Source organism: Bacillus cereus group sp. BfR-BA-01381 (genome assembly GCF_022663555.1).
In the GTDB taxonomy this organism is placed as follows: domain Bacteria; phylum Bacillota; class Bacilli; order Bacillales; family Bacillaceae_G; genus Bacillus_A; species Bacillus_A pacificus.
In genome coordinates this window covers 1-11,918 of the sequence record NZ_JAKUFR010000017.1, presented here as the reverse complement: position 1 = coordinate 11,918, position 11,918 = coordinate 1, and the positions used below count along the sequence as shown (strand labels likewise).

The following is an 11,918-nucleotide window of genomic DNA, read 5'->3' as shown; positions in this document are numbered from 1 at the left end:
ACGTGTACTTTTTTATTTTGTATGTAACATTTCTTTGAGTTAAATTATATCCCCCCCTCCGCTTACACTCTTTGTATTATTGCATTTTCCCTACTCTACGAGACAGGAGGTGTTTGTGTAGTGATTGATACCATGTACATTACTTGGGAATTTACTAAACGTGAGTATGGTGCAGCTGTTAATGCGTTAGGTCTATTTTTAAGAAGTAACTCATTAAGCCCTATTCATAAAAAGAAAGGAAGTGATAACAATGCATTGATTACCTATGGTTTAGCGAAATATGGATTTGAAGAAATAAGGTTACGAAATAATAAGAAACATGGTTATAGAGCAATGGAAATTTTGTTAAGACCAAAGTTATTGGTAGATGCAGGGAATTACAATAATGTTACGCATCTTCATGAATTTGTAACTGTGCGGCATCAATTTAATTACATATTGAGAAATAAAATAGGTCTGGTTGCTCCAGATCTATTTTGTTGGAAAGTAAAAAGAGTTGATGATGCAATTGATTTAAAAGTAGACGAGCAGCTACTTTCTAGATATATGTTCTTATTTAAAAAAGGGAATTTGCCGAATTATATGTGTAATTCAAATTCATTACAATATTTTGATGCGGAAAATAATGTATATATAGGGGGAAACATAACGATTAATTGGTATGATCGTTATTTAACTCAATGTATTAAGCAAAGAAAGACAAAGAAGCAATATAACAATCTCGAGGAACTAAGAGGGAAATTTCGTCTAGAAATTCAAACTAGAGATGTAAGGCGTTATATAAAAACAAAAGATAATTCAGTTTTAACATTTTTAGACATAGAGCGAACTAGGAAAAGAATTATGTACTTCTATGATTTTATCGTGGGTTCTGGAACTTATTATACTTATGATCAAGGTATGGAGATTATTAATAAGGTTTCATGTCAAATTCAAAGGGTTGCATTGCGAAAATGCTATGAATTAATTAATCGAGAAGGAAGTATATGGAGAGCTAGAATGAAATATATAGAGATGCAACCAGATGGTAAAAAAGCTGCAGATTGGTTTAGTAAAAGATTAAATCAGATTAGAAAGCTAGAAGTTAATCCAGTTGCGTTACCTTCAGAGTGGGGAATATCAAAATTACCAAATCTGAGAGAGGACATTTTGAATTATTTCAAAGATTACCAAGAAAAACAGTCTAATAATATAGTGGACGATTAAAAGTTTACGAATGTTATGGGAGAGAAAGTACTTTGTAAGCAGTGTAATAGAGTGATGAAGGGATGGTTGCTACGCTTTGTAGAAAATACATCTCTTTTTTTGTTTTTAATAAGCTATAAAATACGACGAGGTGATTAAGCTGAATACGATTGATGGTATATATGTTAAAAATATGGTAGTTAAGCGAATAAATGTACTGTTAAAAGATGTGAAAAACAGTGATGAATTGAATAGAAATTTATGTAATTATGTGATTAGGTTAGGGAGAAAATTTGGATATGAAGGAGCAAGGATGAAACTAGAAAACTATGCTGTGAACAAAAGTGGTTATATTGACGTGATTTGGATGAATGAGTTAGGGCATATTGAGTGGGCGATATCAATAGACGGAGGTTTGCGTAAAAGATCGATTGCTAAATTGAAAGCAGTTCATACCGAAAACAGGTTGTGGTTATATTATGGGAATTCAAAGAGATTAAGAAAATTTATAGAGAAAAATGATTCGAATGGTGACATTACGGTTATACATTTAGGTGATTTTAGAAAGCAAATAAGGAGTAAATCTACTTCCAAAAACATATTGAATAAAGCTTTTTAATATCAAATAACGAAAGATGATTACATTTAATATTCCATAAACATTTAAGTAAAGATAGATTTTCTAGATAGATATTATAAGTTTGAACGTTAAGAAAAGAGGTGATCGGCAGTGTTTGAGAATTATGATGATGTTGTACACGTAGAAGAGTTAATGGAAATGTTAGACATTGGACGAAATAAAGCATACGAATTATTACAATCAGGAAAAGTTAAATCATTTAAAATTGGAAAGTCGTATCGAATTCCTAAGGTATGTATTCAACAATATGTGCTTTCTAAAGTGAACATGAAAATAGAAGAGTACACGGGAAATAGTTATTAATCTTTCAAGCAGCGATGAAATTGTCGCTGCTTTTTTACTTGTACATTTAGGAGAGTGAAGATAATGGCAGGCAGAACAGTAAAGAAAGATCAAAATACTAAGAAATGGTATTTTATTTTAACGCATGGAAAAAAAGAAGACGGCAAACCAAGACAATTTAAAAAGAGAGGATTTAAAACAAAGCAAGAAGCGCACAAAGCAATGTTAGAGTTAGAACAATCACTAACATTGGGAACATATATACAGCCAAATAAAATTCTCTACAAAGAGTATTTGTTAGAGCGATTTTTAGAAGATAAAATGACGAAGGTAAAGAAGCAAACTCTAAATACATATAGATGGATTGTTGAAAAACATATCATTCCAGCAATAGGAGATGTAGAACTAACAAAACTTAATCCGATAATTATACAAGGGTTATATAACAAGCTAACAAAAGAAAAAGCTTTGTCGGATGAAAATATTCAAAAGGTGCATACATTAATTAATGATTCATTGAAAAAAGCCGAAAGATGGGGACTAATAGCTCGTAATCCTGCTTCTCTTGTAGATCGGCCGAAAGCAGAAAAGAAAGAGATAACGGTATGGGATGTAGAAGAGGTAAGGCAGTTCTTGAAGTATGCCAAAAAGAGTGGAAGATACTATATAGCTTTTTTACTAGCTTTAACAACAGGAATGAGACAAGGAGAAATACTGGGACTTCGTTGGAAAGATGTGGATTTTGAAAACGGGTGTGTGCGTATCACACAAACGCTTAGTAGTGATGGGAAAGACTTGTTGCCATATACAAAAACAAAATCAGGTTCACGAACAATTGATTTACCAGAAGAAACGGTTACAGCCTTAAAAAAGCATTGGCTATTTATAAGGGGAGAAAGAGAAAAAAATCGTTCTTATAAGAATTTAGATTTAGTAGTATGTACAGAATTTGGTACACCTACTCATAAAAGTAATATTCGTAGAGTCTTTAAATCTATCATTAAAAAAGCGGATATCCCTAAAATTCGATTTCACGATATGAGACATACTCATGCTACGTTACTGCTGTTACAAGGAGTAAATCCAAAGATTGTATCAGAACGTTTGGGACATGCTGATGTAAGAATTACACTTGATACTTATAGCCACTTATTACCTAGTATGCAGAAAGATACGGCGATCAAATTTGGCAAAATGCTGTTTGGTGAGGATGATAAGTATTATGTTGAAGTTAATTTAGATTAAATTTGTTTAATTCCTCTTAGAGGAGATACGCTTTTGATACTCATTTCTCTATATAAAACAGGCTATCTTGTTTTTATCTATGGGAATCTTATTAGACGATAAGAGAGAATAAGGCTGAGGTAATTATTGCTAAGAAAAATGGAACGAAGATATGACCAATAAGGTAGCTCTAAAGTAATAATTATTAGGGGAGCAGTTATAGTAAAAGAAGAACCTTAAAAAATTGAAATGTACCCTTTGTAAAGGTTGTTTTGAAAAAAATAGTAATTTATATATTGTGGTATTATCCCCCTATAGTGGACAGTTAAAAGGAAGTTACTGTACTGTTTATTATGGAGGGGGTTTTTTATGGGGAAAAAGAAGAATTTTTGTAATAGGAAGAGACCAGTTTGTTGAATGGTGTACAGGCATCAGTTATAAATACTTGAAAAATAAAATGTACATTGAGATGAACAAATACTAGAGGGCGAATTTTTTTGTATTCATTCTATAGCTATACAGCTATAAGTTGTTTGTACTTAGTAACGAAACTGCTCCTTTGTATAGACTTCTATTAATAACTTATATAAGGTGATTTAAGCTAATTTTTTCAGAAGTCAACTTATTATACTGAAAAAAGCTCTATCCATTTTTAATTTATTGACTGAGATACTTAGTATAGGTTGCTATGTACCTGTTAATGGTATGCATAGTAAAATTATAAAAAAAGAAATTAGGGATTATTGTGAGAAAAAAGATTATTTTAGATTCAAACTTAAGAAGAGAATTAGAAGAATACCAAGAGAAAATCCATCTTATCTGTAGGAGGTTTAATAGAGCGGTAGATGAACTTGACATTTTAAGATGGTTAAAGAATTTTGAACCGACAAAATGGGAAGATGCACTAACCGTTTTAAGCATGGTAGAGTATATAGACGACTCGGAGATACTCGAAGCATATAACTATTGTTTACAAGTAATACTGCCCGATATTCCGGAAAAAGTCTATATCGATGAATTAATTAAAAGGAGAATCAAAAAAAGGAGAAAAAGTACAAAAATTATAGTTGTCCCAGTTGGTATGCCTGGCAAAAGTGGAACCGCCATGGTTTATTTTTTAAGAAAAACACAAATATTCGATAAAAACAAACACAGATTCGAAATAGTAGTTGATGTTGAAAAATTAAGCGAGTATAAAGGGAAAGAATACTTTTTTGTGTTTGTAGACGATTATTTTGGGAGTGGGGGCTCCGCAGCAAAATATTATAAAAATTATATTCAGGATAAGATAGGAATTGATACACCGAGTTATTGGATATCAGTTGTAGTACAAGAAAATGCTGTAAATCAATTAGAAGAGAAAATTAGCAATTGTAAGGTAATATATTGGAAAAAACATTATAAAGCATTTTTAAAGAATCGCTCTCCATTCGGAAAATACGAACGAGTTCGAGAACTTCGAGAATTCTGTTATGCATGTGGTCAACGCATAAATTGGAATGAACCGTTGGGATATAAAAATACTCAAGGGATGGTGACATTTTCATATGGGGCACCAAATAATTTATTACCTATTTTTTGGTCATCCGGGAAAAAATGGTTTCCGATTTTTCCTAGATACTCAAAAGACCGCATGAGTTGGTCTAAAGACTTCCGGAAAGAAGTTGCTTACTGGTTAAGTCTTGTTAGAGTCCTAGATACTGAGGTTTATTCAAAGATAGCTACAGGTCAAGGAACTAGGAATAGGAAAAACGGTACAGAAGAATTTAACTATATCTTAAAAATTGACTTTCAAATTTTCTGTATAATTCGCATGTTAAAACAGAGAAGAGCTATACCAGTTATATGCCAAATACTTGGTATAGCTCTGAAAGATTATGAAGACCTAATGGAAGAGGGAAGAAAAAGAAAAATATTTGATCAAAATAAAAATTTAACCCAATTTGGTGAATTAATGTATAATGAGATATTGGGTAAGGTCATTGAGTATCGGTTGAGAGAGGTTAGATCTACTATTAATGCTCCTACGGTACTTTACGTTCCCAAATCATTTCGAGGGGAGACGTAAACTTCAGTTAGACGAATCTACCTCCGTTTACTACTAGATTCACTTCATAGGGAGTGTAGAGGCTAAGGCATTTGTCTTAGTGGCATAAAGCAACTTTATAACAAGCCTGCACACCCACTTGCTTCACTGCGGGTTGCACAGGCTGTTTCAAGCGAACGCGTTCGCTGAAACAGTATTATTCAGAAGAAATTGAGGTAACTGAAATGAACGGAGATTTCCCTCGGAATGATTTTATAAATCAAGCGAAAGCTGAAGGCCATTCAAAAGAATTTATACAAAGTACAACAGAGTATGCAGAAAAATTAGAGAATCTGGGCCTTCCAGTTTTATATTCATTAAAACATCTTGCTTTAACGTTGGATATTCCATATATACAAATAAGAGAGATAATCAGGAATAGAAGGAAATATTACGGTTTATTTAAAATTAGCAAAAAAGTGAAAGGATATCGAGAAATTCGATGTCCTCAAAATACTCTTAAAGATATCCAACATTGGATACTATACAGTATTCTTGCTAAAGTTAGGACTCATGAAAGTTGTATAGGTTTTAAAAAAGGAGATTCTATAAAAAAAAATGCAACAATACATTTGGGTCAGCCAGCAATTCTTAAACTAGATTTGTATCGTTTTTTTGATATGGTTACAGAGAAACAAGTTTATAATGTTTTTAAGTCGTTGGGATATCACCCAAATTTAGCTGTTGATTTAGCAAAGCTCTGTACTGTTACGGAAACGGGCGAATATGTACAGAAACTTTACCAAGATACCTGTCCTACTAACTTTATTTACCATGATCACCCCTTTCTACCACAAGGTGCTCCTTCAAGCCCTGCGCTTGCAAACTTGGTTTTATATCGTTTAGATGTAAGATTAAAGGGGCTAGCAGATTTTTTAGGTGTACAGTATACGAGATATGCTGATGACATAACTTTTTCTGGTGAGGATGATCGTTTGCCGAAAATTAGTTTGATAGATAAAATCGTTCGAGATGAGGGTTTCTATTTGAATCACTCTAAAATATTATTGCGAAAAAAGGGGCAGCAGCAGAAAGTTACAGGCCTTATTGTGTCTGGTACTAGTTTAAGAGTACCTCGAAAATACAAAAGAGATATTTGGAAACACCTACTTTTTTTGAAAAAAAGGGGAGTAAAGGAACATTTAGAATATATAAAGAATAAAAGTGGTAGCAATAAGTCAGCTTATAGGGATTGGCTGTTAGGTAAAATTATGTTCGTCAAATCGATTGAGCCAACAGTCGGTAATAAGATGCTATTTGAATTTAATCAAATTAAGTGGCCGTTCTATGATTAACTTGTATTTATTAAGATGCTAGATTATGTTATTCTGGGGTGTTTGCAACTTATGGAAAAAGTTATAGATATTGAAGAAAGTATGTAATCTATGTCCCTTGAAGCAAATTAAGGAGAAGAAATTTAGTTTATTAATTTTAGGTATTCTGACAAATTGAAGTTTAAACTATCTGATAATGTTCGATCAGAAGGATGAGCTTTCTGGGTTTCTATGGTGTCAGGGTGACATGATTATTTAATAAGGAAACTGTGTATTAAAGTACCAAAATTTAAAAAAACTAGCAGAAAGATTTTAGTTTTGCTATCCTCTATGTAGGTATAAGAATAAAACTTAGTCCTAATAAAAAAAGTAACAGTTGAGCAAAAGAAACGGTTATTGACCAAATCTTGACCAGAATATAAGAATAAGCATCTTTGTAATACCTTAAAAGTACTAATAAATAACAAGACCCCTTGCAATGCAAGGGGTTTCTCCTATGATCCCGACTGGCCTCGAACCAGCGACCTCCACCCTGTCAAGGTGGCGCTCTCCCTGCTGAGCTACGGGATCTTCAAAAGTGCGTATGTAACAGCCTCTTCAATCTTTATGCTAAAGCAATTATATATAATGAACTGAAATTTCGCAATATTTTTTCAGTAAGTTTTAAAAGGGAAATCATATGCAATTATGCGAGTAGTATCTGAAGGGATAATAATGAGAAAAAACTTAGTAGGATGTAGCGGTCGTATTATTTAAGATATTTATCCAAAGGGTTTTCATCGTTTAAATCAACAAGTAAAGGACATAGGAATAATAGAGGTAGAGCGGCATTAGCATGAAGAAAGGTGTCATTAGATAGATACTGCCTTCCAAAACAATACGGGTAATCCTTTTCGAATGTCACGAGTATCGACCACACATCTTTTACTTTCCACTTCGTTTTACAATACGTACAACGCGCCATGGAGTTCCTCCTCATTATAAGTTTTCTTCTAGTATATTCCATTCTATTGTACGAAAGTCATTTGTATTTGGTGTGATACAATGTAAGTTGTTTTATTTTTATGTGAATGTATTCAGTAATTTATGATCATTTGCATATCGTTTCATATTTTTGCAGGATGATAGATTTTCAGTTTCAATATGCAAATTGGCCAATATATCCTTTTTACAATTTACTGAAAATCATGTATAACAGAGATACAAGATTATTTTATAAATATTCAAAAGTAAAGGGAGAATTATCGTAATGGTAAGGAAAACGTTCAAGATGCGCGTATCTAAAAATAGAACGATTTCAATTAATGGCTCAATTCTTGATGTGGATGTTACACATGATGAGTTTTTGCAAGAGTTTGTTGAGTGGGTCGATTCTAAAGGTTGGTCGTTTATGGGGATGACAGATGAGATTACACCTGAGGAAGCTAGTCAAAATTTAATAGATTCATTGATTGATGAGAAGGATAAGAAAGAATAATTCTTTCTTATTTTTTATTGTATATTTATGTTCTTCATCGTAAAAGTATGATATAGTAAAAAACAGTAAATATTCTTCCAATTTAATACAAATTACATGTAGATTGGTAGATTCAATTTTTAAACTGTGAGAGTATAGTGAAAAGGGAGAGTCATATGGTAAATTTTAAGAAAATTTTGGCTTTCATTACCGTTATTTGTTTATTTTTTTTGACACCTATGACGTTACGTGCTGAGACGAATATTGGAGTGAATCCAGAACAAGTGGCACCACCACCTAAGGAAGGGCCAAATGTTTTTGGTCAGTTTGCAACTACGATTGATGCGAAAACTGGAGATGTTTTGTATGACAAAAACGCACATCATCGTGCATTTCCGGCTAGTATGACGAAAGTGTTAACGGCGATTTTACTTATGGAACATACGAAGCCAGAGGATCAATTTACGTTTTCACAATTAGCATTAGATCAAGAGAAGAGTAATTATCAAATTGAGTTTCAACCTGGTGAGACGATTAATAGAAATACTGCACTTATGATTTTAATGGTACTGAGTGCAAATGATGTGTCGTATGCGATTGCGGAGCGTATTGGCGGAAGTGTTGAGAATTTCGCTAATATGATGAATGAGAAAGCGAAGCAATTAGGGGCGACAGATAGTCACTTTGTCACGCCAAATGGATTGCATGATCCGAATCATTATACAACACCATTTGATATGGCTATGATTACGAGAGGTGTGCAAAAGTACCCTGAGATTTTGCAAGCGATGAATACGAAAAGGACGACAGTTACGACATCTAGGCAGACGGTTTCTATTTTTAATAAATCTACTTATTTTGAAAATCCATTTAGTATTGGCGGTAAGACAGGTTTTACAAATGAAGCACGCAATACGCTCGTTCTATTAAATGAGAAGGATGGAAATCGTATTATAAATGTAGTAATGGCTTCTCAAAGACCTGAAATTTATGAAGATTTAAAGCAGATGGCGGACTATTCTTTTGGTCAATTTGTGAAGCAAACTGTACTAGATAAACATAGTTGGCATCAAAAGACAACGTATTTAAATAAAGATATTGATAGCGAGCTTGAAAAAAGTGCAGAAGTGATGCTTAAGAAAGATGAAGGAAAAAATGTGAGGACGATTTTCCGTGCGGCTTCATTAGATAAAGATTCTTTGTATCATAAAGGAATTCATCGTGGTGAGGTAGTTGGGGCAGTTGATATCACAAAGAATAATCAAACAATTGCGACGGTTAATGTTCTTTCTAAAGAAGATGTTACTTTTGCAATGCCTAAAAAAGATACGATCGAGCCTGAAGTAAATGAATCAAACGTGAAAATAATAAGCATTGGGATAGGTGCTGCCATATTATTTGGAGCCATTTTATTTGTAGTGTTACGCCGAAATACAAAAGGAATGAAATCAGAAGAAAAATAAATTACTAGTTTAAAGGGCTGTGAAGAGAATTTGTCACAGTCCTTTTTATATTGGAAATAACTAATAATTGTAAATTTTCTTATTGCATTTCCATTTCGTTCGTTATATTATTTACTTGTGTTCTTGTTAAAGAACGAAGGTGAATATTGCATACTTCAAATAATATAAAACAACGGAGAGGGAGAGAAACAATGAAATTAATTTGGAAGGTGATTAGCAACGTTATCTCATTTGTTTTATTTGCATTAATGGTTTGCTTAGCTTTTGTAGTTATTTCTTCAAAAGCTAGCGGTGGGGATCCAACGGTGATGGGATATCAATTTAAATCAGTGTTATCAGGATCGATGGAACCAACATTTTTAACAGGATCAATCATTGCGATAGAACCGACGAAAGATGGCTCTAAATATCAAAAAGGTGATGTTATTACTTTTAAAGAGAAAGATGAAAAAATTATCACTCACCGTATTATCGGTGTGAAAGATACAAATGGAAAAGTAATGTATGAAACAAAAGGGGATAACAACAATGGCCCTGATTTAGAACCAGTACTTGCGGATAATGTCATTGGGAAATATGCAGATATTACAGTTCCTTATGCAGGGTATGCATTAAATTATGCGAATTCAAAAGCTGGAGCTGCTTTACTTCTTATTATTCCAGGAATCTTTTTACTAGGCTATTCAGCGATTACTATTTTTAGTGCGATTCGTAGCATTGATGGAGAAAAGAAAGAGAAAAAAGTAGAACAATCCGTCTAGTTATTTTGGTTATAGTTTCCTATTAGGAAATTAACAAATATATATTAAGGGGATATGGACATGACTTTAAAGAAAAAATTAGGAATGGGTATCGCATCAGCAGTATTAGGGGCTGCATTAGTTGGCGGAGGAACGTTTGCATTTTTCAGTGATAAAGAAGTGTCAAACAATACATTTGCGGCTGGTACGCTGGATTTAGCATTAAATCCATCAACAGTTGTTAATGTATCCAATTTAAAACCTGGTGATACAGTTGAAAAAGAATTTAAATTAGAAAATAAAGGGACATTAGATATTAAAAAAGTACTACTAAAAACAGATTATACAGTAGAAGATGTGAAGAAAGATAATAAAGATGATTTTGGTAAGCATATTAAAGTAACATTCTTAAAAAATGTAGACAAGCATGAAACAATCGTAAAGGAAACAACGCTAGATAAATTGAAGGGTGACACACTTACTGCGGTAAATAACGATTTAGCTGCTTGGTTCTGGGATGAAAAAGGTATTTCTGCAGGTAAATCTGATAAATTCAAAGTGAAATTTGAGTTTGTTGATAATAAAAAAGATCAAAATGAATTCCAAGGCGATAAGTTACAATTAACTTGGACGTTTGATGCACAACAAGGCGATGCTGAAGGAAAACAATAAGGACAACAAAAAGAGACTATCAAAAGCGGTAGTCTCTTTTTATGTTAAAAGAGAAATATAAAAAGAAACATAATTTGTATATCATTTTGTAATTCACTTTATTATAATAAAGATATAGTTCTTGATAAAGAACGAGTTGTTCGATAGGAGAGATTAAAATGCTGAAGCCACCTCGCAAATTCAAAAAGATGCTTATATTGCCATGTTTGTGTTCTATTACTTTTTATTTAGGCTCTCAAATGATGACTTATACAGAAGCGTCATTCGTTCATGAAACGAAAGTAACGGCTACAATTTCGACAGCAAGTATTTTTCCAAAAACAGTTGATCAATTAATAGAACAAGCTAAGGAACATAAGGAAGTCATTTTGCATGAGTATGAAGGGATGAAATCAAAAGAAACTGCTACCTCCATTCAAGAGTTAGAACAGGCGCTTATTACGTGGAAGCAAGGGCGTGAGAAAATAACTGCTGAGAGAGAAGCGTTACAAAAAGTATATAAATCAATAGAAGAACCTTATAATCAAATACAAGAAGAGTTAAAAGGAAATACAACTGAATCGAATAAGCAAGTATTCTCGTATGTGAATGCTGGTTTTCATATAGTGAAAGAAAACTGTGAGTATGTTGATAAAGAGGTTAATTTACAAGTGATTGATAAAAAAATTCAAGATTTTGAGAAGTTATTAGTAGATGAAACAGCAAACCCAGTGAGTGAGGTTGAGAAGCAAAAGGAATTAGAAGAGAAGAAGAAACAAGAAGAAGCGAAAAAGCTAGAAGAGAGTAAGAAACAAGAAGAAGCGAAAAAGCTAGAAGAGAGTAAGAAACAAGAAGAAGCGAAAAAGCTAGAAGAGAGTAAGAAACAAGAAGAAGCGAAAAAGCTAGAAGAGAGTAAG

At 32.9% G+C, this 11,918-nt stretch carries 12 protein-coding genes and 1 tRNA gene; 11 read left to right on the top strand and 2 right to left on the bottom strand.

Annotated features, from left to right (window positions below; translation table 11 throughout):
- Positions 1-120: 120 nt before the first annotated feature.
- The 6 genes from MR079_RS08425 to MR079_RS08400 all read left to right on the top strand — a co-directional run bounded on the left by MR079_RS08425 (position 121) and on the right by MR079_RS08400 (position 6,712).
- Positions 121-1,206: a hypothetical protein gene (locus tag MR079_RS08425; protein ID WP_242293851.1), complete on the top strand. Its 1,086-nt coding sequence runs from the start codon at positions 121-123 to the stop codon at positions 1,204-1,206.
- Positions 1,207-1,498: 292 nt separating this feature from the next.
- Positions 1,499-1,804 (top strand): hypothetical protein, encoded by a 306-nt coding sequence (locus MR079_RS08420; RefSeq protein WP_242293850.1) that lies wholly within the window; start codon positions 1,499-1,501, stop codon positions 1,802-1,804.
- 111 nt (positions 1,805-1,915) lie between these two features.
- Positions 1,916-2,128, top strand: coding sequence for a helix-turn-helix domain-containing protein (locus MR079_RS08415; protein ID WP_098162888.1), 213 nt, complete (start codon positions 1,916-1,918; stop codon positions 2,126-2,128).
- Positions 2,129-2,191: 63 nt separating this feature from the next.
- Positions 2,192-3,352 carry a site-specific integrase gene (locus MR079_RS08410; RefSeq protein ID WP_242293849.1) on the top strand — a complete coding sequence of 387 codons (1,161 nt, stop codon included), beginning with the start codon at positions 2,192-2,194 and terminating at the stop codon, positions 3,350-3,352.
- Positions 3,353-4,076: 724 nt separating this feature from the next.
- A complete protein-coding gene (locus MR079_RS08405; protein WP_242293848.1) occupies positions 4,077-5,399 on the top strand; it encodes a phosphoribosyltransferase-like protein in 1,323 nt (440 codons plus the stop codon).
- Positions 5,400-5,602: 203 nt separating this feature from the next.
- Positions 5,603-6,712 (top strand): reverse transcriptase family protein, encoded by a 1,110-nt coding sequence (locus MR079_RS08400; RefSeq protein ID WP_242293847.1) that lies wholly within the window; start codon positions 5,603-5,605, stop codon positions 6,710-6,712.
- A gap of 476 nt (positions 6,713-7,188) precedes the next feature.
- Here the strand turns inward: MR079_RS08400 and MR079_RS08395 are convergent.
- Together MR079_RS08395 and MR079_RS08390 are read right to left on the bottom strand one after the other, a co-directional pair.
- A tRNA-Val gene (locus tag MR079_RS08395) sits at positions 7,189-7,261 on the bottom strand.
- A 178-nt stretch (positions 7,262-7,439) separates the two neighbouring features.
- On the bottom strand, positions 7,440-7,655 hold the full coding sequence (locus MR079_RS08390; RefSeq protein ID WP_139869736.1) for a hypothetical protein: 216 nt from the start codon (positions 7,653-7,655) through the stop codon (positions 7,440-7,442).
- Positions 7,656-7,940: 285 nt separating this feature from the next.
- On the opposite strand from MR079_RS08390, the gene MR079_RS08385 reads away from it, so the two are divergent.
- The 5 genes from MR079_RS08385 to MR079_RS08365 all read left to right on the top strand — a co-directional run.
- The gene (locus tag MR079_RS08385) at positions 7,941-8,168 is read left to right on the top strand and encodes a hypothetical protein (RefSeq protein ID WP_000251858.1); all 228 of its coding nucleotides are present in this window, start codon (positions 7,941-7,943) and stop codon (positions 8,166-8,168) included.
- Positions 8,169-8,323: 155 nt separating this feature from the next.
- Positions 8,324-9,610, top strand: a complete 1,287-nt coding sequence (locus MR079_RS08380; protein ID WP_087994540.1) for a D-alanyl-D-alanine carboxypeptidase family protein — start codon at positions 8,324-8,326, stop codon at positions 9,608-9,610.
- Positions 9,611-9,801: 191 nt separating this feature from the next.
- Positions 9,802-10,371, top strand: a complete 570-nt coding sequence (gene sipW / locus MR079_RS08375; RefSeq protein WP_000767811.1) for a signal peptidase I SipW — start codon at positions 9,802-9,804, stop codon at positions 10,369-10,371.
- Between the two features lie 60 nt (positions 10,372-10,431).
- Complete coding sequence (locus MR079_RS08370) at positions 10,432-11,022, top strand: CalY family protein (RefSeq protein WP_098556540.1); 591 nt, start codon at positions 10,432-10,434, stop codon at positions 11,020-11,022.
- A 158-nt stretch (positions 11,023-11,180) separates the two neighbouring features.
- On the top strand, positions 11,181-11,918 hold a 738-nt coding region (locus MR079_RS08365), incomplete at its 3' end, for a DUF4047 domain-containing protein (RefSeq protein ID WP_242293846.1).